Here is a 22,656-nt window from a genome sequence, read left to right as displayed (position 1 = left end):
ATCCTCTTTTTGACATGTTTGTGGCAGAGGCTGTGGATCCGAATGTATTCCGAAAACGCATGCTCGATCCTTGGTCGAAATGATGCGGCAACGCCCGTATGCTTTATGTCTGTTATTTTACCACTGTATTTTCATATTTTTCGGCAATAACTGGTTAACCGATCACGAATGGAGCGTTGTATAGACCAAACCAGCGCTTGCCGTTTCCCAAAGACCGTAACCGAGCCAAGGGGCCAGACGATAGATCTCGCCGGTGCTGGCGGCCGCCGTAAAGGCAACGATAGAAATAAGGAAAACGAAAGGAAAGATGATCATGTTGGTTCGTGATAAGCTTTCCAACCCTTCGTAGGCTAAATACAAGTTTAAGAGAATCATGGCAGTGATCACGGTGAAAAGCGGTGTTTGCGGCAGCAGTGTGGCGACTACTAACTCACCAAAATGGCGCAGATACAAGGCGTAAAGGAGAAGAAAGATGCCTGCATAGAGGATGCCCAACAGCCGGCGTACTGGCGTTCCCCAAAGGGTTCCGGCAATTTCCAACAGTGAACGGCGGCCATGGTCGCGGATCAGACGTTCCAGCGCCCAAAAGGGTATCACCATGGCGAAAGCGGAAAGGAGGGGCACGATCCACCCGGCCGTCCCGGCGTCCTGGGCGAGCGATCGTGGGCTGGTCATGAACATTTTCACGTGTGTGAAGGAGCCTAAGACAATGCTTACAGGCAGCCATCCCACATGACCTTGTCGTTTCACGCCGGTCATGACGGTTTGTCCTTTTGCGGATTTCCCGGTGCGGTGCGGCGCAGCGCCACCGCTTCCAACAGGGTGGTTTTGTCCCAAGGGCGGGTGATTTTACCTGATTTCACCGGATCGAGGGGATGGGTATACAGGGGACGAGCTTCCGTAACGAAGGGAAAGGGCCGACTAACGGGGATGGTAAGATGTTTTTGCAGCGGTGCAAAGGGCGCAAAGAAAGGCACCCCGAGCGAACGCAGGCTGACACTATGATGAATGAGCGCCACCAAGCCCAGCAGGACGCCGTAAAAGCCTAAGACGGATCCCAATAGTAGGATGAAGATACGGATAATTCGTATACTGTTAGCCAGCATGTATTGGGGCATGGAATAGCCCGCTAAGATGGTGATCGACATGATAATGATTATCTCCGGGGAAACGATGCCGGCTTGAACGACGGCTTGGCCGATGATGATGGCACCGACAATACCGATAGTCGTGCTGATCGCTTTGGGAATCCGCAGGGCCGACTCCCGGACATACTCAAAGGCTAATTCCAAAAAAAGCACCGCCATAAAGCTGGGAAAAGGAACCCGTTCGCGTTCCCCGGCGATAAACAGCATCAACTCGGTAGGGATCATTTCCGGATGAAAGGTGACGACGGCAACATATAAACCGGGAAGAAAGAGGGAGATGACCAGGGCGCTCAACCGGAGCAGCCGGGCGAAGACCCCGATAGGCCAGCGGTGATAGATATCTTCCGGTGATTGCAGCAGGCTCCAGAAGGTGATCGGCGCGATCAGGGCCAGCGGACTGCCTTCGAGCAGCACCGCTACGGAACCTTCCAGCAGATAGGCGGTGGTGCGGTCGGGCCGTTCGGTGAGCAGCACCTGGGAAAAGATGGAGTAGGGGCGATCTTGGATAAATTGCTCTACGACGCCGAGACTGAGGAGCACATCGACGTCGAGCGATCGCAGGCGGCGGCGCATTTCCCGGACCAGTTTGGGATTGGTCAGGCCATCGATATACAGCAGATAAAGGGGGCCGCGCCCCCGGCGGCCGGCCGGCAGGGGTTCGGCGATAAAGCCGGGAACGGCCAGGCGCATGCGCAGCAAGTTCAGGTTTTTTTGCGCCACTTCCACAAAAGAGTCAAAAGGGCCGGGAACGACCGTTTCCGTCTGCGGGGCTTCGATACTCCGGCTTTCTTGATCGCGCAGATCAACGGCCAGCGCCCACGCCATGCCATCCACATGGAGGAAGGTGGTTCCCTGGACAATGTTGTCGAGGGCTGTTTCGACGGTGAAGACGGTTTTGGTGAGATGACTGCAGGGAAGCGTATCGATCAGTTGCTGCGGCGTCATGGCCGCCACTGAGCCGGCGTATTGCAACAGAGGCACAATAAGGGATTCTTGCATCTGAAGCGAGTTGGTCACACTGCTGTAAAAGGCCAGGGTGACCGTTCCCCAATGGGTGTGCAGCGTGCGCAGGACAAAATCGGGATTGCGACGGACGTGAAAGGTGCGCTTGAGCCATTGCTGGAGCTCCGTTGTGGCCGGCGGCAGGGGCGTTTCTTTTTCCGGCATCGGCTTTTGGTGCAGGTTACTACTTAAATGGCGGCGGAGGGGCGGGCGCGAGGACGGGCTTAAGGAAAAACCCTTGCCGCCGGCACTGCGGTTGACCGTAACCAGATCGTTCAGAAAGGTTTTTACTTTACCGGTGAAAGGATGGCTTTTTTTAGCGTTATTTTTTTTCACGGACGATCTTCCTTTGGCGAAGCCGATTCACTCTTCGGTAGTTTGTGCCGGAGAAACCGCTAACATCCGTGGATATCCAGCTTATTGGCAGGTAAACGCCAAAAGACCTCAACCCCGGCATGAGGGTTGAGGTCTTTTGGAATTGATGTAATTACGCAGCGGCAGAATCAATGGCGATGGCGGGTCACAAAATCATCGATCAGCTTCTTGGCGATGCTGAAACCGGACGGCAACGCCGGCAGGTCACCAGCGGAAAACCAACCGGCTTCGAGAAGTTCTACCGGATCGATACAGATATCGCCCCCAGCATACTTGGCCGTAAAACCGACCATGAGTGAATCGGGAAAGGGCCAGGGCTGGCTGCCAAAGTACTTGATGTGATCGACGTCGATGCCTGTTTCTTCTTTGACTTCACGGCGCACACACTCCTCCAGCGTTTCGCCCGGTTCGAGAAAACCGGCAATCACGCTGTACCAGGGCGGGGCCGGATGGCGGTTGGCCCGGGCCAGCAGGATCTGATCGCCTTTGGTTACGGCGACGATGATCGCCGGCGAGATCCGGGGATAGACGCTGTGGCCGCAGTGGGGGCACTGTAAGGCGATTTCCTGAACGGACATCCGGAGGGGATGGCCGCAGCAGCCGCAGAAGCGGTGCGTCGTTAGCCAATGGAGGATATGGAAGGCCCGCATGGCCAGGGCAAAATCGTTTTCGGTGAGGTGTGGATGCACCTGCCGTAATTCGCGGAAGGCAAAGCCTGCCGGGGCCGTGCCGGTGTTGACCGAGGCGACCCAACAGTCACGGCCGTCAAAAGAGCCGATCCGTTGTGGCGCGTCGGGGGCCAGATCCAACGTGCACAGATCATCGTCCGTCAGGATGCGGGCGCCCTCATCGGTTTCTTTGATTAGCAGTGCACGGTTGTGAAAGAGAAACCAGCGGGATGACGGCAACGTTTTGTTCATGGGTCCTGCTTTCTTGTTGGCATTGATTAAAAAAACTTCTCCAGTTGCGCTTGGATCGCTTCATTGGTGCCGTCCACAACCGTCTGGAACTGGGGCTTGGCGAAGAGCGCTTGGATTTGCGGCGGGTAGGTCTGCTTGATTTGGCGCAGTTGAATGGCTTCGTCGAACTTGGCTGGGTGGGCGGTGGACAAGGTGATGGTGGCTTCGCCGGGGGCGGCAAGCTGATCGGCGGCGGTGACGCCACAGGCCGTATGGGGATCGAGCAAATAGCCATAAGTCTGATGATAGGCGCTGATCGTATCGAGGCAGGCTTCGTTCGCCACACTGTAGGCGGCGAAGTCCCCTTGGACTTGAGCCAGGATGTCACCGGAGACGGTCAGGCGGCCGTCCGTTTTGAACTGCGCCATCAGCGAGGCCACGATGCCGGCCTCTTCGCCGTAGAGGTAATATAAGTAGCGTTCAAAATTGCTGGCCACTTGAATGTCCATGGAGGGGCTGTAGGTTTCCTTGAAATCGCCCGGTTGATAGAGGCCTTCATTGACGAAGCGGGCGAGGATATTGTTTTCGTTGGTCGCCAAGATCAGCTTGTGAATCGGCAGACCCATCTTCTTGGCCAGGTAACCGGCAAAGATGTCGCCGAAGTTACCGGTGGGGACGCTGAAGTTAATTTTCGCCGGGCTGCCTTGCTTGACCGCTTGGAAATAGCCGTAGAAGTAGTAAACGGTCTGGGCCAGAATCCGGGCGATGTTGATCGAATTGATGGCGCGCAGGTGATAGCGGTGCTTAAAGTCAATGTCGGCGAAGAGATCTTTAATGATGCGCTGGCAATCATCAAAATTGCCTTTGACCGACAAGTTGAGCACATTGGCGTCGTCCACCGTGGTCATCTGCAACTCTTGCACTTTGCTGACTTTTTCATGGGGATGAAGGATACAAATGCGGATGCCTTCCTTGCCGCGCACACCTTCAATGGCGGAAGCACCGGTATCGCCGGAGGTAGCGCCGAGAATGTGGATGACCGAATTGCGCCGCTCGGAGACATAGGCATAAAGGTTGCCTAAAAATTGCAGCGCCACGTCCTTAAATGCAAAGGTCGGGCCGTGAAACAGTTCCAGTACATAGCGATCGTCGCTGAGCTTTTGGAGCGGTGTCACTTCGGTGTGGCGGAAGGTGGCATAACTGCTTTCGACGAGCTTTTGCAGATCGGCCCGGGGGATTTCGTCATCAATATATAACGAGAAAATCTCCAGGGCCAGTTCCGTATAGGTAAGCTCCTGCCATTGCTTGAGGATTGACGGTGCCACTTGCGGAATTTGTTCCGGCACGAGCAAACCGCCGTCGTCGGCCAGTCCCATCAAGACAGCATCGATGAATCCGATGGGGGATACTTGTCCCCGTGTGCTGATATACTGCATGATCAATCTCCTTAGCGAAATAAAGTCTCTTCTATTGTACCGTAAACGGGCCGATTTTTTTATACAAAAAAAGCCGATTCCATCGGAGAGCCTGCGGAACAGCCAAATAAATCGATAGACTGTGTTGCCACGCTGGCAGGGTAACTTTTTTTTGTTTTCTCGAGAACAATGTGCAAAGGCTAATCGCTACTTTTGACGAATAGTTAGACTAACGATGGAATTTTGCAGGAAGGTAAATTTCCGGTTGGATGCGTTAAGGGGGCAGGATGCCGACATGAAACCAATAAAAATCCGTACAGGACTTTTTACGGGCATGTCCATGACCGTGTTCATTGTGATTGTGATCTTTACACTGGCCGTGAATCAGCTGATCATTAACCGGGCCATAGAACATGTTGCGGACAGTGAACTGCGTCAGTATGCAGCGGAGACTGATAACCATGTCCAAGAATTTGTTTCGACCGTCGAGCGTCAGTTGTTGATCGCCCAGGAATTGGCCGCGAAGGGAGTCTGGGGCGACGGTGAACTGACTACCTTTGTGCGGGCGGTGATGCCGGTGCTTCGGCAAAACCAGTCCTTATCAGCGATGATTTTTGCCGATGAAGATTCCCGGGAAGTAGTCTTATACAAAGATGACATCGGCTGGCGAGCGGGCAACTCATTCCCGGCAGAGCGCCCAGGATGGATAGGTTGGTCTTATTGGGATCGGGAAGGAAATCTCGTTCAACAGCAGGAAGATAAGACAACCTATGACTGCCGTACGCGGCCTTGGTTTATCGGTGCCATGGGTTTACCGGCAGGGAAAGTCTTTTGGACCGCACCGTATATGTTTTTTACCAAACCGGAACCGGGGATCACGGCGGCCCTTCATTATGTGGATGCAAACGGTAAGCGTCGTGTTATCGCCATGGATGTGTCGTTGCGTGATCTTTCGGGGATCACTCGTCCGGTGCTGATCGGTGAGCGAGGCTATGTGGCGATCTTCGATCAAGACGGCAACGTGCTGGGGTTACCCGGTGTTCCGTTCTCGATCACCCCCAGCGGCCGGGGACCGGCGCTGCCTACGCTCGAACGGCTCGGTGTGCCGTCCTTGCAAGCCGGCTTTACGCGCTGGTCCGAAGCGGGAGGAAGTTTCGATCAGCTGCTGCACTATAAAAGCGGCGACGAAGGTTGGCTGACGATGATGCGACCGGTTACCGTTGGTGGCAAACGTTTCGTTGTTGGCGTCTTTGCGCCGGAACGTGAATTTGCTCATGATCGGCAGAACTGGCATTTGGCCTTAGGGCTTTTGCTGATGACGGTATTGGGGTTATCCTTTGTGCTCAGCAATGAACTGTCCCGGCGGTTAAGCCGTCCGTTAGGGCAACTGTTGGAACAAAGTGAACGAATTGGCCGTCTGGACTTTACTCCCAACCCGGTGGCCAAGACGGGATGGGCCGAGATCAATCGGCTGGCGGATGCGAACGAAGAAATGCGCCGGTTACTGCAGCAGACAACGGAGTACTTGGAAGAACAAGTTCGTTCTCGAACGGTGGAGTTACAGAAGCTTTCTCAGGCTGTGGAACAAAGTCCGGTCACGGTGGTGATCACCGATCCGGAGGGAACGATCGAATATGTGAACCCCAACTTTTGTAAGGTTACCGGCTATACGCCTGAGGAAGCGATTGGGGAAAACCCCCGGTTCTTAAAGTCAGGGCTGACACCGCCGGAACGGTTCACGGATCTTTGGATGACGATCAAAGCCGGCCGGCCGTGGCATGGTGAAATGGTGAACAAGAAAAAAGACGGCCGGCATTACTGGCAAAACCTGGTGGTTGCGCCGATTAAGAATGAAGCCGGTGAGATTACCCATTTTGTGGCGATTCAAGAGGATATCTCGGAACTGCGGAAAGCCCAAAAAGAACTGTCCGATCAACTGGCCTTTACCGCGAAATTGCTCGATGATATTCCCAACCCCATCTTTTATCGCGATGCCGATGCCCGTTTTCTTGGATGTAACAAAGCCTATGAAGCGGCGTTTGGGCTGAGCCGCGATATGATGATCGGTAAAAGCATTGATGAAACGCCTCATTTTCCCGATCTGCATCGGGATGAGTATAAGGAGCAAGCGGAGCGGGTGATTCGCGAAGGTTCGCTGTTTCACCGGGCTATGCGCATGCATTTTGCCGATGGCCATGTGCATGATGTGTTGTTTTGGATCTCGGGATTTCATTTATCGGACGGTACGCCTGGCGGGCTGACGGGCATCGTCGTTGATATCAGCGATCTAAAAGAAAAAGAAGAAAAGCTCCGGCAGGCGCAGATGGTGGCCGAAGAAGCGACGCAAGCCAAGTCGATGTTCCTGGCCAACATGAGCCACGAAATCCGCACCCCCATGAACGCCGTCATCGGGATGGCGTACCTGGCGATGAAGACCGATTTGACGGCAAAACAGCGCGATTATGTCGAAAAGATCTACAATGCCGGTACCTCGTTATTACAAATCATCAACGATATTCTTGATTTTTCTAAGATTGAAGCCCAGAATCTCGCCTTAGAGCAGATTGATTTTTCCTTAACCGATGTATTGAACGGCGTCGTCGATGTTAACAGCAGTAAGGCCTACGATAAGGGCTTGGAGTTTATCTATCACATTCCGCCGGATCTGCCGATCAGTCTCGTTGGTGATCCGCTGCGACTGGGACAAGTGTTGACCAACTTGGTCAGTAACGCGTTGAAATTTACGGAAAAAGGCTATGTGTCGATCGATGTGCAATTGCTGCAGCAAATCGGTAACAAGGTGCAGTTGAAGTTTAAGGTCAGCGATACGGGCATCGGCTTGACGGAAGAACAGGCCCATAAGCTGTTTCAACCCTTTACCCAGGCCGACGGTTCCACAACGCGCAAGCATGGGGGAACGGGCTTGGGACTGTCGATCTGCAAACGGCTGGTTGAAATGATGGAAGGATCGATCTGGGTGACGAGTGAACCCCGGGTGGGCAGTCAGTTTAGTTTCACGGCGTGGTTTGGCCTGGCGGAAATGCAACAGACGCAACAACGCTTGATGCCCGAGCGGCTTCAGGGGCTCCATCTTTTGGTTGCCGATGATAATCCAGCGGCCTTGGAAATCGTAGCGGAATATCTGCGTTCCATGCAGTTCCGGGTCGATGTGGCCGTGAACGGTGAAGAGGCGATCGCGGCCGTACGCCGGTGCGACGGAAGCGATCCCTACGCGGTCGTCTTTATGGATTGGCAGATGCCGGGAATGAATGGCATCCAAGCGGCGAAGCTGTTGAAAAAGGACACCGATCTGACGACCATCCCGGCGATTGTCATGATCAGCGCCTTCGACCGCGACGAATTGCGCCATCATGCGAAGCAAGCCTGTTTGGAAGGTGTGTTAATCAAGCCGATTGGCTATTCCCTCCTTCATGATACGATCGTGCAGGTTTTGGTGCCGACACAAGAAGTATGCGCTGTGGTTCAGCCGCTGCAAGAGCAAAATTATGGATTGGCTGGAGGCCGTGTGCTCGTGGCGGAAGATAACGAAGTGAACCAGCAAATCGTGATCGAACTACTGGAAAGCCAGGGCATGCAGGTGGATATGGTAAACAATGGCCAGGAAGCGCTGGAAAAGATCAAAAGCGTAGCAGGAAGTGGAACCTATGATGTGGTACTTCTTGATCTGGAGATGCCGATCATGGACGGCTTTGAAGCGGCCCGCGCCATCCGGCGGCTGGAACCGGATTTGCCACTGATTGCGTTGACGGCCTGGGCCATGGCCAGCGAGCGAGAACGCTGTTTCGAAGCCGGGATGAATCTTCACGTGGCGAAACCGATTGACCCGGAGTTGCTGTTTACGACGCTGGCGCAGTTTGTGCAGCCCAAAAACGAAGGGACGGTGCCCCTGGCGCCGACCCCTGTAGTGCCGACCGGCGAGGTCCGTGGGGCTGAGCGAACCATCGGATCACTGCCGGGCATTCAGGTGGATGACGGCTTGCGCCGGGTGGCCGGCAATACCACGTTGTATGGCAAGCTTTTGCGTAAATTTGTGGAAAACCACCAGGATGGGGCGGAGCGGTTAGCCCTGGCCTTGGATGATCGGGACCATAGCACCGCGCTTTCGTTGGCGCACAGCATCAAAGGTGTGGCCGGTAATCTGGGCGCGGTGGAGCTAAGCGCGGCGGCGGCAGCTATCGAACAAATCCTCAAGTACGGGAAAGAGGAGGACGTTGAGCAACTTCCGCCGTTGCTGGTGCTGTTTGCAAGCAAGTTGGCTCAGGTTGTAGCAGGAATCCAAGGCCATTTTGCCGGGGAGGGGCTTGGCGACGGGCCCGGTGACGAAACCCCCGTAGGGTTGGGCCTTGCTGCCAGCCTGGGTGCTCATCCGGTAGAGGCGCCTACACCAGGCGATCGGTCGGTGTTGGCACCGCAGGTCGAGCAATTAAAAACACTGTTGCAGGATTTTGACAGCGAAGCGGTTGACTTTTTTGACTCGGTCCGGAGTTTGTGGAAGACGCATTATGATCATGATCAGATCGAGAAACTGGATAAAGCATTGAAGACCTTTCAATTTGATCAAGCGCTGGAACTGCTCGAGCGCATGGATGAGGAAGGGGAACCGTTATGAACGAGGAAAAACCGGTCATCCTGGTAGTCGACGACACGCCGGACAACTTGATGCTGGTCAGTGGCTTGTTAAAAGACTTATATAAGGTTAAAGTTGCAACCAACGGGGAGATGGCACTGGCGATCGCCAACGCCGCGCCGCCGGATCTGATTTTGCTGGATGTCTTGATGCCTCGGATGAATGGCTATGAGACGTGCACGCGTTTAAAGGAAAATCCCCGGTTAGCCGACATCCCGGTCATTTTCCTGACAGCGCTCAGCAAAGTGGAAGACGAGCAAAAGGGCTTTGCGCTGGGGGCGGTGGACTACATTATCAAACCGATCAGCCCGCCGACCTTGTTTGCCCGGGTCAAAACGCATCTGATGCTCAAACAGGCCAGAGATTTTCTCCAAGACAAGAATGCCTACCTGGAAGCGGAAGTGGCCATGCGGATCAAAGAAATTTCCCTGATTCAGGATGTATCGCTTTTTGCCCTGGCGTCGCTGGCCGAAACGCGGGACAATGAAACGGGGCAGCATCTCCGGCGCACGCAGCAGTATGTCAAGGAATTGGCCTTGGATTTACGTTACCATGAGCGGTTTCGTGATTTTCTTACGCCGGAGAACATCCGCCGGTTGGTGCAGTCGGTACCGCTCCATGATATCGGTAAGGTGGGGATTCCCGATAATATTTTGCTCAAACCGGATCGGTTGACCGACGCGGAATTTGAATTGATGAAAGCCCATACGACGATTGGCCGTGATGCGATTGTTCGCTCCGAAATGTTGCTAAAGCAGCCGGAGACGTTTTTACGTTTTGCCAAAGAAATTGCTCTTTCCCATCATGAGCGCTGGGACGGAAGCGGTTATCCGGAAGGCCTGGCCGGCGAGAAGATCCCGATTGCGGCTCGGTTGATGGCCGTTGCCGATGTGTATGATGCGCTGATCAGCAAACGGGTCTACAAAGTGCCGATGCCCCATGAAGTGGCCCACGGTATCATCTGGGAGGAGTCGGGGAAACATTTTGATCCGGCCATCGTCGAGTCTTTCTTACGGTTGGAACGACGGTTTCTGGAGATTGCCGAATCGTTTCGCGACAGTCACGTTGCGGGGTAAAGGGCTGGGGGGCCGGTCTCGCTTGTAGAGCACGGGTATAGGGGAAAAAATGAGATCATCAGGGGGAACATCGTGAATTTTCGATTCTTCATGCCGACAAAAATTTATTTTGGCGCCGAGTGTGTGCGTAAACATAGCGATGAGTTTGCCCGCTGGGGCAAACGGGCGTTGGTGGTGACCGGACGCGCATCGGCTCGCGTTAGTGGTGCTTTGCCGGATGTGGAGCAGGCGCTGGCCGAGCGTGGGATCGCCTGGACGGTCTATGACTGCATCGAGGAAAACCCGACCGTGGCGGTCGTCGAAGCCGGCGGAGAAGCGGCGCGGCAATGGCAACCGGATCTGATCATCGCCATTGGTGGCGGTTCGCCGTTGGACGCGGCCAAGGCGATTGCTGCGCTGGCGGTCAATCCGATCAGCGGCTATCAATTGTTTGACGGTACCTTTGATGTGGCGCCGCTGCCGGTGCTGGCGATTCCGACGACGGCCGGCACCGGCAGTGAGGTGACGCCGTACTCCATTCTTACCGATCCTGGGCAGCAGACGAAAAAAAGCTTTGCCGACGAGGGCGTTTTTCCCAAGGTCGCCTTCCTTGATGCGCGCTATACGGCAAGCCAGTCGCGGGAGTTGACGATCCATACGGCGATCGATGCCTTGTCTCATGCGGTGGAAGGGTATTTGTCGAGGCGGGCCATGCCGGTAAGCGACAGCCTGGCCTTGGAGGCGATGGCCTATGTGGCGAAGGCGGCGAAAGCGCTGGAAACAGGAACGTTGACGCTGGCCGACCGGGAAGCGCTGCTTTATGCATCGACGCTGGCGGGAATGGTCATCGCCCAAACGGGCACGACGGCTGTGCATGCGTTGGGTTATTCGCTGACCTACTTCCATAACGTACCGCATGGCCGGGCCAACGGGCTACTGTTGGGCGAATACTTGCGCTTTAATGAAGCGGTGGCTGCCGAGAAGATTGGCCGTGTGCTGAGCCTGTTGGGGCGGGACGGGATCGATGATTTCCAGGCATGGATGGGCCGGCTTTTGGCGAACGACGAGCGCTATAGTGAAGCCGAAATTCGTTGGTTTGCCGAGAAGGCCAGCCAAGCGAAGAGCACCGTCCAAACGCCGCGGTTGCCGAACGTGGGGGATTTGGAGCGGATCTTGAGGGATTCGTTGACGGTGATCTAAGGGTAGGAAAAAGAAAAATACAAGTAGCGATGCACCTTTTGCTGTACTGATCCGTAGTTGAAAGCAGGGATGCATCGCTTTTGTATATCCTTGTTAACATGGTGCGCGTACGCGAGGAGGGAGAGAACGGTGTTTAAACCTCGGTTTGGCTATACCCATCAAATGGTCAAGCTGTTGCTACGGATTGAACAGGCGCGGGCTCTTGTCGAGTACATCGCGGTACCGCCTGATTTGATTCAAACGATGCGCCGTGAAGCAAAAGTCAAGTCGGTGCGCTATTCGACGGGGATCGAAGGAAATCCGCTTAGCTTATTGGAAGTGCAAGCGGTGATCCAAAAACCTCGGGGGTGCAAGGGGTCGGCAGCACAGCAAGAGGTGCGGAATTATTGGAACTGTTTAACCTTTATCGACAAGGCCCAGCGGCGCCATGTCCCGCCGAATGAGGCCTTTATCCGGCGATTACATGCGATGATTGCGGTGCGTAATGCCGGGCGGCGGCAAAAAAGCAGTGCTTATCGTGGCAGTATGCCGCCGGGAATGCTTTTTGCGGTGCGTGATTCGGAAACCGGAGCGATCGAGTACATTCCACCGTGTTACGAGGATGTTCCGCCGCTGATGCGGGGTTTTTCGGCATGGTTGGTGTCCGATGCATCGGGGCAACTGCCGACGCCGATCCGGGCGGCCATTGCTGAGTGGCAGTTGCTGACGATTCACCCTTTCAGTGATGGGAACGGGCGGACGGCACGGGCTTTGGCCACGTATCTCTTAGCTGCCGACGGATATGACCTTAAAGGATTATATTCGTTGGAAGAGTATCATTGGCGGGACTTGCCTCGGTATTATTCATCGTTACAGATGAATTTATTGCCCCATTACTATGATGGACGGAATGACCCGCCCGATCTGGCGCCATGGATCATTTATTTTTTGGAGACGATGACCCAAGCTTGTGAACAGGTGATCAGTACTTTGGCAAGAGGAAGACCAGGATTGGCTTCAGGCGCAAAGTAAGCGTAGCGTCCGAGGACGACTTTGTACCCGACAAGATGAGATTATGATTTCGCTGTTCCATCCTGAGCGGTTGTTGGAATTGATCCAGTTTTTCATCCTCTTTGACAACACTGTAAAGAAGAACACCCGGTACCAGCAGTTTTTTGCCATCCGGGAAATCATCAAAACCATTCAGCAAACAGACAAACAAGGAAACCGGCAGTCCGGCGTGATCTGGCACACACAAGGGTCGGGAAAATCGTTGACGATGGTGATGGTGGCCAAATATATTCTCTCCAAAATGAGGGATTGCCGACCGAAAGTGCTCGTGGTGACCGATCGCATCGAACTGGATAAACAGATTCACCGCACCTTTAATCACACTCGCTTGAAAGCCCACCGGGCAACAACGGGGCGGAATCTCATCACCTTGATCAACAATCAACAAGCCGATGTAGTGACCACACTGGTGCAAAAGTTTGATGCCGCCGCTGAAAAACAGCAACCGATCCTCTCCAAGGATATTTTTATTTTGGTCGATGAGTCTCACCGTAGCCACTATAAAGAATTACACATCAAAATGAAAAAAGTGTTTCCCCATGCCTGCTATCTTGGCTTTACGGGGACACCGCTCATGAAGAAGGAAAAAAACACGATGGTCAAGTTCGGCAAGTTAATCCACAAGTACACCATTGCCGACGGAGTCAAAGACAAGGCGATCGTGCCGCTTCTTTATGAAGGCAAGATGGTCGATCAAAGCGTCAATCGCAAAGCCATTGACAGTCAACTGGAGATCATCTGCCGCCACTTAAATGAAAAGCAAAAGGAAGAAGTCAAAAACAAATGGAGTCGTTTTGAACGGATTGCCTCCAGCGACCAGCGACTGAAACTGATTGCTTTTGATATTAATGAGCATTTCCGCAACAGCTACAAGACCGAAGGGATCCAATTCAAAGCCATGTTGGCGACGAACAGCAAAGCCGAAGCGATCCTGTATATGGAAGCCTTTGAGGAATTGGGTGATTTGACGGTAGCCGTGGTGATCTCCCCGCCGGATCAGCGGGAAGGATACGAGGCTGTCGATCAGGAGTCCAAAGATAAAGAACGGCAGTTCTGGAACCGCATGATGGCACAATATGGCACGCCGGAAGCGTATGAAGATACGATCAAAAATGAATTTATCAACGGTGATGAACCGGATGTATTGATTGTGGTAGATAAGTTATTAACCGGTTTTGATGCGCCCAGAGCATCGGTAATTTATATTGACAAGCCAATGAAAGAACACACACTTTTGCAAGCCATTGCCCGTGTGAATCGCCTCTATGAGGGCAAGGATTACGAGTTGATCGTTGATTATCGCGGGCTGCTGGCGAAGCTGGATGAGGCGCTGGGGATCTATTCCGGTGAGGGCGGACTGGAGGAATTTGATCCGCATGATGTAAAAGGTGCAATTTATGATGTGATCAGCATAATCGGTACATTGCGTCATTATCACTCCAGCGTCAAAGCGTTGTTTGCGTCGGTTAAAAATCATCAAGACGCAGAAGAATATGAAGTTTTGCTGGCAGATGTGGAGAAACGAGAACTTTTTTATGAGTATCTTTGTGGTTTCGGCAAACATCTTGCCATTGCGCTGGAGTCGGAACAGATTTACCATGCGCTCAAGACCGGTGAACTTGAACGTTATAAAAGAGATATGAAGTTTTGGCAAGAGTTGCGCAAGTCGGTCAAGCTGCGCTATTCCGCTAGTATCGATCACAAAGAGTATGAACCGAAAATGCAGAAGTTGATGGATCAGTATATTGCTGCTGAAGAAGTGATCCGCATTACCCATCCTGTGGATATCTTGGATGAACAACACTTTGAAGAAGAGCTCAAGCGCCTTGGTTCGGATCGAGCCAAAGCCGATGCCATCATGACGCGCATCTCCAAACGCATCAATGCCAAGTGGGATGAAAACCCGTCGTACTATAAGAAGTTTTCTGAGCGCATTGAAGCAACGATTCAGGAATATAAGGACAAACGCATTTCGGAAGCGGAATATCTCAAGCGCATGATGGAGATCAAGCAGGATTTCCGGCGAGGCTACACGGGGGTGGAGTATCCCGAGTGCATCCGTCAAAACTCCCATGCCCAGGCCTTTTATGGCGTTATCTGTGAAGAAGCGGACGAATACAGTGTTGACGATGGTCGGACGGAAATCCTAGCACTGCTGGCCATGGACATCACGAGCATCATTGAAAAACATTCCAAAGTGGATTGGCACAATAACCCAGAGGTGCACAACAAAATTGCCCAGGAAATCGATGATCTGATGTACCGCTATGAAAAGCAGCATGGGTTGCATCTTTCCTATGATCAAATTGATAAAATCATCGAAAATGTGAAAATGGTTGCACGTACACGATACTAGGGGATGCATGATGGAAAAACAAGAAGTTTGCTGGCATGGCCGGACGATCACCTTTGAAGTACAGCGCAAAAAAGTGCGCAATATCAATCTGAATGTAAAGCCGGATATGACCATCATGGTGTCGGCCAATGAACGAGTACCGCTGGAGGTTTTACAGGCATTTGTCCACAGCAAGGCCGCATGGATTTTCAATAAAACCGCTTATTTTCATGATGCTCAGCCGGAAACGATCCGGGAAAAAGCGTATGTAAGCGGTGAGTCGTTCAAATATCTGGGCAAACAGTTGCGGTTGAAGGTAGCGGAAGGGGCGCCGGAGGGGATGGCTATCGCCGGGGCTACCTGCAACTCACCGTGCAAGACAAGCAGGCTGTCGACCGAAAAGCCTTGCTTGTCCAGCAATGGTTTCGAGAAAAAGAAGAGAAGGTTTTTCTGGAAGTATTGATGCGGATCTTTCCGGTGGTTGAGAAATATGGGGTAAAGAAACCAGCAATTATGATTCGAACGATGAAGGCCCGGTGGGGTTCCTGTATTAAGGATAAGGGAATCATTGTGCTTAATTCGGAACTGATTAAGGCACCTAAGTATTGTATTGAATATGTGGTGCTTCATGAACTGGTGCATTTTATCCATCGAGATCATAATGCGGATTTTTATGATTTTTTGACGAGTCTCATGCCCGATTGGAGAGAGCGGAAGCGGATCCTGGATGAAGAGGTTATACGGAGTTTGTGAGAAGTGAAGGGGGGAGACGGATGGCCATTGGCGGGACGGCATCTTTAGGGCATATGGAATATCAAGACCTGGAGATTTTGCGGAAGAAAAATCCCGCTTGGCGTTTGTTAGTTTCGCACCAGGCGGCTTTTGTTATCGCTTTTCTTTATAAAGAGTTTATTTTGAGTAACCGACGCGCTGTCGCTGAGACAGAACTAATCGGTCAGTTGGATAGTTTTATTTATTTTCTTAATCAAGGACGAAAAGAGCCGTTGTTCCCGCGCTCGGGACGTGATTACCTTGATGAATGGGCAAATGATGACCATGGGTGGTTGCGAAAATTTTACCCTACAGGGCAAGATGAACCTCATTTTGATTTGACATCAGTAGCTCAACGAGCGATTGATTGGATCATTAGTCTAGGTCAGCAACAAGCGTTTATTGGAACAGAATCACGGCTTATTACCGTTTTTAATCTTTTGCATCAAATCGTTGAAGGGGCAGAAACAGATCCAGAACGAAGGATCGCTGAACTGGAGCGGCGTAAAGCAGAGATCGAAGCAGAAATCAATCGTGTAAAAAATGGACAGATCGATGTAATGGATGAGACTAAGATTAAAGAGCGCTTCTGGCAGGCAACAAAGACTGCACGGGAAATACTTGCGGATTTTAGGGCTGTAGAGCAAAACTTCAGGGATCTGGATCGAGGTATGCGTGAACGCATCGCTACTTGGGATCGAGGCAAAGGAGAACTTCTGGAAACGATTTTTCAGGAACGTGATGGTATTTCCAATTCGGAACAGGGAAAGAGTTTTAGAGCTTTTTGGAATTTCTTGATGTCAACTTCTTATCAAGACGATTTTAGGGATACTCTTGATAAGGTATTACATTTAAAGCCTGTTCAAGAATTAAAAATAGCATCTGAAATTATTGATATCAACAACGAATGGATGGATGCTGGGGCTTATGTTCAAGAAACTGTTGCCGCGCTGTCACAACAATTACGACGGTATGTTGATGAGAACTACTTGGCCGAAGAACGGCGGATTATTCAGTTGGTTCGTGAAATAGAAAACCACGCTTTAGAGATTCGCAATGATCCGCCCCGGGAATATTTCATAAATATCGATGGGTTGAAGCCGGAATTTAACTTGCCTATGGACAGGCCATTGTTCATACCGCACCAGCGACCGGAAATCAAAGATGACAGTCTTAATATCGGGCTAGGGGACATTTCAGCAGAAGCGCTTTTCTCTCAGATTTACGTAGATAAACAAAAATTAGCTGAGCAAATTCAACGCCTTTTATTGGAGCGGGATTCCGTTAGCCTGGCTCAAGTGATTGCCAAGTTCCCTTTAGATTTAGGTCTCGCGGAACTGGTTACGTATTTTGTCATTGCGAGCGAAAGCCAACAAAGTTTTATTGAGGATGAAACAGAGGAAATCTCGTGGGAAGATGAAACCGGTAAGGTGCGGATAGCACGACTTCCAAGGATTAATTTTGTTCGATCATTGATGAAAATATAGTTGCAGGAGGGCATGGATAAGAATGAGTCATTCAGATACTGTGGCCTTTTCTCGTGCTTTAGTGGCACTCTGCAAAAACGTGGTATATAAGGAAACGGAACCACGACACTGGGAAGTGATCTTATCACAACGACATAAACTCGAAGACTATGTAAGTAAGCTTGGTTTGACCTTGATCGTTGATGAGATGGATGGATATGGGTTCCTGAAACAACGTTCATATGGATCTGATGAAGAAGAAATACCACGATTGATTCCACGGCATCCTTTGAGCTATCCCGTTAGTTTGCTATTGGTTCTCTTGCGTAAACGATTGGTAGAGTTTGATTCGGCCCATGGTGACCAGCGACTGGTTGTGAAAAAAGAAGAAATTGTTGAACAAATGCGGCTTTTTTTGCGAGATACTACGAATGAAGCAAAACTCGTCCAGGAGATTGAAAAACTTATTGAACGGGTTGAGAGGATGGGTTTTTTGCGGCACTTAAAAGGCGGTAATGATGGGGTTTATGAGGTTCAGCGCATTTTACGGAGTGCCGCCGATGCACAGTGGCTAAGTAATTTTAAGGATCGGCTTGAAGAATACAAGCGTTATGCAGAGGGAGGAGCGGCAACGCCGGAAGGAGACGATTAGATGAACTTGTTTGACTTTGTAGACGAAAAGCAGGGTCTGTTATTTGATACAGCGCCTCAGGGGTTCCGTTTGCAAAAGTTAGAAGTATACAACTGGGGCACCTTTGATAAAGAAGTCTGGACACTGTCTCCAAATGGAGAAACAGCGTTATTAACAGGGGATGTAGGGTCGGGGAAGTCAACATTAGTTGATGCCTTGACTACTCTTTTGGTGGCTCCGAAGAAAGTTACCTACAACAAAGCTGCTGACTCCAGTGCTAAAGAAAGAACGGTGAACTCCTATGTCAGGGGTTATTTTGGGCAGAAACGAAGTGAAGAAGGAACAGGGAAGGCGGACGCATTGCGGGATGTGAATAATTATTCCGTCTTGCTGGCTACGTTTCAAGATCGGGGACTACACCGGTATGTAACTTTGGCTCAAGTTTTTTGGTTTCAGGATGCACAGAAAGCACCTGCGCGTTTTTATGTTGTAGCCGAAAAAGAGATGCAGATTGCCGAAGATTTTGCCAAGTTTGGCCGGGACATTAAGGATCTAAAAAAGCGCTTGCGAAAAACTGAGCTTGTTCAAGTTTTTGAAGACTATTCTGCATATGCAGCTGTCTTCCGGCGAAACTTTGGTATAGAGCAGGAACAAGCATTAGATCTGTTTCAACAAACAATTTCGATGAAAAAAGTAGAAGCGCTCACGGGATTTGTCCGGACGAATATGTTAGAACCCCCTGGAACAGAAGAAGAGGTACAAAAGCTTATTTCTCACTTTCATGATCTGGATCGTGCGCATGATGCAGTTTGTAAGGCTAGAACACAGATTGAATTGGTTAAACCAATTGTTGAGCTTGGTAAAGAGTATAGAGAACTGCAAGAACAGATAGAGTTTTTGGATAGGGTAAAAATGGCGGTTGTTCCATGGTTGGCTGAAAAGATTGTTCGTCTTTTATCTGAAGAAATTGTTGCGATTGAAAAAAAGTTAGCAGTAGCAACTGCGCAGCGTGAACAAGCAGACGCTAGGCTGCAAGAAACGGTAGATAACATAACGACAACTAAGGTGCAAATTCAGCTCAATGGTGGAAATGCGATTGAACAAATTAAAGAACAAATTAATCAAGAAAAAAAGATTTTAGAAAAAAGATATGAGACATTAAAACGATACTCTGTGCAAGCAGAGCAACTGCGGTTGGCTGTGCCCAGTAATATAAAGTTGTTTATTGAAAATAGTCGTGAACTTCTAAATATTAAGTTGCAGGAACAAAAAACACAAAAGATATTATATGACGAATTGATTGATTATGGAGGAAAGCTAAAAAAATCTAGAGAGGAATTAGACCAAGTATTATCAGAGTTAGCATCGTTGCGTTCTCGAAAGTCCAGCATTCCTCGTAAGCATATCGAAATACGTAAACAACTGTGCCAAAGTATTAATGTATCAGAGGATGAATTACCCTTTGCGGGTGAGCTTATAGAAGTAAAAACAGGTGAAGAAAATTGGGAAGGTGCTATAGAAAGACTTCTAAACAGTTTTGGACTATCTTTGCTAGTACCAGATAAGTATTATATGGACGTAGCAAAATGGGTGGAACAAACATCGTTGGGTATACGCCTCGTATATTATCGGATGCAACAGGAAAGTGTCCGGATTCACGCTGAAAAGCCTCGCCCATCGTCTGTGATTGAAAAGTTGATGATTAAGCCGGACTCATCTTATATATCTTGGCTTGTCAGTGAACTACGACAAAGATTTTCCCATGTCTGCTGTGAAGATATGAATGAGTTTCGCCGTGAAACTCAAGCCATTACTAAAGCCGGTCAAATCAAAACTAATGGAAAAAGGCATGAAAAAAACGATCGCCATGAACTAAATGATCGCCGGCGATTTATATTAGGCTTCTCCAATCAGAAGAAAATCGCTGTTTGGGAAGAGTTGGCGGTAAATTTAAGAGATGCAATTAAGCAAATTCAAAAAGACATTGATGAAACTGAGGAAAAACAGCGTGCTAGCCAAGTTCGATTAAATGCTGTTAATGAATTAGAGCAGCATAGAGATTTTTCCGATATAGATGTAGAATCCCAGATGAAACAAATAGATGAAAAGGAGCAAAAAAAGAAGGAGTTAGAAGAAGAAAACAATCTTTTGCATGCCCTACAAAAGCATTTAAAACTATTGGAAGTGCAAAGTATAAATCAGAAACAGGCATCTGAAGAAGCGCAAGGTAAGGTAATTTCCTTAAAACAAGATAAAGAGCGTTGTCTGGATATGTTGACGAGCGCAAATGAAACTGCTGAGAAGGCTTCAGTTGCTATGCGGCACAAAGAGTTTCCTTACCTGGACAAGCATAAGCAAATTGCTCTAGGGGAAAAACCGATCACTGTTAAGCACGTCAACTTGTTTGAACGGAGTTATCGGGATTGGTTGGAAGAAAAACGTAAAAGCTTATCGCAACGAAGCACTTCGATAACATTTAAAATAACCCGGTCAATGATGGATTATTGTAATAAATATCCAGATGAGGCCAAAGACCTCGATGCTACTATCAACTCCTTACCGGAATTTGAACGTATTTTGGGGCGACTTGAGAAAGATGGACTCCCAAAGTTCGAAAAACGTTTCAAAGAATTATTGCGCGAAAATACTATAAATCAAATTGCCTTGTTTCAAGGTAAATTGAAGCGGGAACAACAGACGATCCAAAAGCGTATTGAGCAGATCAATGCTTCGCTAAACAGCATTGACTATAATGATGGACGCTATATCCGGATTGAATATGAGGAAACCTATGATGTTGATATCAAGGAGTTTCGGGCGCAATTGAAAGCGTGTACGGAAGGCGCATTGACTGGATCCGAAGATGAACAATATGCCGAAGCTAAGTTTTTGCAGGTAAAGGCAATTATAGAACGATTTAAAGGGCGTCCCGGTGAAACGGAAGTTGATGCGCGTTGGACAAATAAAGTCATTGATGTGCGTAATTGGTTTACTTTTGCCGCATCTGAGCGGTGGCGCGAGACTGATGAAGAATATGAACACTATGCCGACTCTGGTGGCAAATCAGGGGGACAAAAAGAAAAGTTGGCCTATACGATTTTAGCGGCAAGTTTGGTCTACAACTTTGGCCTAGGGCTTCAAAAGGGAGGGCGCCGTTCTTTTCGATTTGTTGTAATTGATGAAGCTTTTTTAAAAAGTTCTGATGAGTCAGCCCGATTTGGATTGGAATTGTTCAAAAGACTGGATCTACAGCTTTTGATTGTCACGCCGTTACTGAAAATACCCACCATATCGAAATTCATTTCTCATGTGGGCTTTGTGCATCATGATGATCAGCAACATCGTTCCAAGCTACGTAATATTTCGATTGAAGAGTATGAGCAAGGACGGCAAGCGCAAGGGAGGTAATTTAATTTGTCCCACTGGTCAGATCCGAAGTGGATAAAAGATGAGGTCGCTCGGAAATGGGCATCAGGCCGTATTCTACGATATCTGCTGAAGGATGACGGATTATTTCCCATACGCATTCCTCTGAAAAGACCACAAAATTCAGATTTGAACGAGCGTTTTGTGGAAGTTTCTCAATGGATAGAACTGCTTAAGGAAAAAAGCAAGAAGATTAATAGCCTAGGCTATGAACTGGAAGAAAAAGAATTCAATCATCGACTGCTGGGGCGAAATCAATTACCGACACATGCAATAATCCCGACTGTAGACGATGCTTTGTATTTATTGAAGAAGCAAAACGAAGCGGCAAGATTTAGACACCTTGCAAAAGAAATCTTGGCTAAATGGCCTGTTTTGCATGAGTGGATTGAAAAATATCCGCACAAAGTTCTTACTGCTGGTGAGCAGTGGGACGGTATTCTAGCAGTGTTGAAATGGTTTTCAGAGCATCCATCGGGTGGTTTGTATTTAAGGCAAGTAGATATTTGTGGGATTGATACCAAATTTATTGAAAAGCGAAAAAATCTTTTGCAGGAATTACTCGATATCATCTTACCGGAGGATGCAATCGTAAAGACGGCTGGATCTTTTGAAAAGCGTTATGGGCTAAAAGAAAAACCAAAGCAGATTAGACTGCGCTTTTTAGATCCTGAACAGTATTTGCATGGTATTTCAGACATAGCTGTTCCTGTAGAACAATTGGCACAGTTTGATCTACCTTCATCCAGAATATTCATTACGGAAAATGAGATAAATGGACTGTGCTTTCCGGAGGTTAAAGATAGTGTGGTTATCTTTGGCCTGGGTTATGGAATTGATTTATTGAAGTCCGTACCATGGCTACGTACAAGAAGGATATATTACTGGGGTGACATCGATACTCACGGGTTAGCCATGCTTGATCAAGTTCGCAGTTTTCTGCCGCAAACAAAATCAATGTTGATGAATGAAAACGTTCTATTAGCACATCAAGAATTATGGAGTATAGAATCGAAACCTTTCATAGGGCGGTTAACTCGACTGACGGCAGAAGAGCAAATGGTGTTTTGCCAACTTCAAGATAATATATGGGGCAAGGGTGTTCGGTTAGAACAAGAACGAATTGCTTTTGGTCAGGTGCAAAAGGCGATACAAATGATATTGGATTGAGGCAATAAATCAGGATAGTGATGTGTAAAATCGTCTAATTATAAAAATATATGAAAATAGAAAGA

15 protein-coding genes and 1 pseudogene are annotated in these 22,656 nt (G+C 49.5%); 12 read left to right on the top strand and 4 right to left on the bottom strand.

Annotation, left to right across the window (positions count from 1 at the left end; translation table 11 throughout):
- Positions 1–162: 162 nt before the first annotated feature.
- The 4 genes from EDD73_RS02560 to thrC form a co-directional block, all read right to left on the bottom strand.
- The gene (locus EDD73_RS02560) at positions 163–759 is read right to left on the bottom strand and encodes a GerAB/ArcD/ProY family transporter (protein ID WP_131918126.1); all 597 of its coding nucleotides are present in this window, start codon (positions 757–759) and stop codon (positions 163–165) included.
- The gene (locus EDD73_RS02555; protein ID WP_131918125.1) at positions 756–2,486 is read right to left on the bottom strand and encodes a spore germination protein; all 1,731 of its coding nucleotides are present in this window, start codon (positions 2,484–2,486) and stop codon (positions 756–758) included. The genes EDD73_RS02560 and EDD73_RS02555 overlap by 4 nt, the downstream gene beginning before the upstream one ends.
- Positions 2,487–2,653: 167 nt before the next feature.
- Positions 2,654–3,445, bottom strand: a complete 792-nt coding sequence (gene nudC / locus EDD73_RS02550) for an NAD(+) diphosphatase (protein WP_131918124.1) — start codon at positions 3,443–3,445, stop codon at positions 2,654–2,656.
- 26 nt (positions 3,446–3,471) lie between these two features.
- The gene (gene thrC, locus EDD73_RS02545; protein ID WP_131918123.1) at positions 3,472–4,860 is read right to left on the bottom strand and encodes a threonine synthase; all 1,389 of its coding nucleotides are present in this window, start codon (positions 4,858–4,860) and stop codon (positions 3,472–3,474) included.
- Positions 4,861–5,134: 274 nt separating this feature from the next.
- On the opposite strand from thrC, the gene EDD73_RS02540 reads away from it, so the two are divergent.
- The 12 genes and pseudogenes from EDD73_RS02540 to EDD73_RS02495 all read left to right on the top strand — a co-directional run bounded on the left by EDD73_RS02540 (position 5,135) and on the right by EDD73_RS02495 (position 22,591).
- On the top strand, positions 5,135–9,469 hold the full coding sequence (locus tag EDD73_RS02540) for a hybrid sensor histidine kinase/response regulator (RefSeq protein ID WP_165876273.1): 4,335 nt from the start codon (positions 5,135–5,137) through the stop codon (positions 9,467–9,469).
- The gene (locus tag EDD73_RS02535) at positions 9,466–10,563 is read left to right on the top strand and encodes a response regulator (RefSeq protein WP_131918121.1); all 1,098 of its coding nucleotides are present in this window, start codon (positions 9,466–9,468) and stop codon (positions 10,561–10,563) included. Before EDD73_RS02540 ends, EDD73_RS02535 begins: the two co-directional genes overlap by 4 nt.
- 72 nt (positions 10,564–10,635) lie before the next feature.
- Complete coding sequence (locus tag EDD73_RS02530) at positions 10,636–11,742, top strand: iron-containing alcohol dehydrogenase family protein (protein WP_131918120.1); 1,107 nt, start codon at positions 10,636–10,638, stop codon at positions 11,740–11,742.
- A 129-nt stretch (positions 11,743–11,871) separates the two neighbouring features.
- A complete protein-coding gene (locus tag EDD73_RS02525) occupies positions 11,872–12,753 on the top strand; it encodes a Fic family protein (RefSeq protein WP_165876272.1) in 882 nt (293 codons plus the stop codon).
- A gap of 25 nt (positions 12,754–12,778) precedes the next feature.
- Positions 12,779–14,131 (top strand): annotated as a pseudogene (locus EDD73_RS15405) (type I restriction endonuclease subunit R); the annotation flags it as partial.
- Positions 14,132–14,194: 63 nt separating this feature from the next.
- Positions 14,195–15,148 (top strand): type I restriction enzyme endonuclease domain-containing protein, encoded by a 954-nt coding sequence (locus EDD73_RS15400; RefSeq protein WP_279222067.1) that lies wholly within the window; start codon positions 14,195–14,197, stop codon positions 15,146–15,148.
- A gap of 10 nt (positions 15,149–15,158) precedes the next feature.
- Positions 15,159–15,590: a YgjP-like metallopeptidase domain-containing protein gene (locus EDD73_RS15395; RefSeq protein ID WP_207668786.1), complete on the top strand. Its 432-nt coding sequence runs from the start codon at positions 15,159–15,161 to the stop codon at positions 15,588–15,590.
- Positions 15,500–15,880, top strand: a complete 381-nt coding sequence (locus EDD73_RS15565) for a YgjP-like metallopeptidase domain-containing protein (RefSeq protein WP_207668785.1) — start codon at positions 15,500–15,502, stop codon at positions 15,878–15,880. Before EDD73_RS15395 ends, EDD73_RS15565 begins: the two co-directional genes overlap by 91 nt.
- Positions 15,881–15,900: 20 nt before the next feature.
- A complete protein-coding gene (locus tag EDD73_RS02510) occupies positions 15,901–17,385 on the top strand; it encodes a DUF3375 domain-containing protein (RefSeq protein ID WP_131918117.1) in 1,485 nt (494 codons plus the stop codon).
- 22 nt (positions 17,386–17,407) lie between these two features.
- Complete coding sequence (locus tag EDD73_RS02505) at positions 17,408–18,016, top strand: DUF4194 domain-containing protein (protein WP_131918116.1); 609 nt, start codon at positions 17,408–17,410, stop codon at positions 18,014–18,016.
- On the top strand, positions 18,017–21,403 hold the full coding sequence (locus EDD73_RS02500) for an ATP-binding protein (RefSeq protein WP_131918115.1): 3,387 nt from the start codon (positions 18,017–18,019) through the stop codon (positions 21,401–21,403). It abuts the gene before it with no gap.
- Between the two features lie 6 nt (positions 21,404–21,409).
- On the top strand, positions 21,410–22,591 hold the full coding sequence (locus EDD73_RS02495) for a DUF3322 domain-containing protein (protein WP_131918114.1): 1,182 nt from the start codon (positions 21,410–21,412) through the stop codon (positions 22,589–22,591).
- Positions 22,592–22,656 lie beyond the last annotated feature (65 nt).

It is taken from the genome of Heliophilum fasciatum, from assembly GCF_004341395.1.
In the GTDB taxonomy this organism is placed as follows: Bacteria; Bacillota; Desulfitobacteriia; order Heliobacteriales; family Heliobacteriaceae; genus Heliophilum; species Heliophilum fasciatum.
The sequence above is the reverse complement of the archived record's forward strand: the minus strand, read 5'-3'. Positions and strand labels throughout refer to the sequence as shown.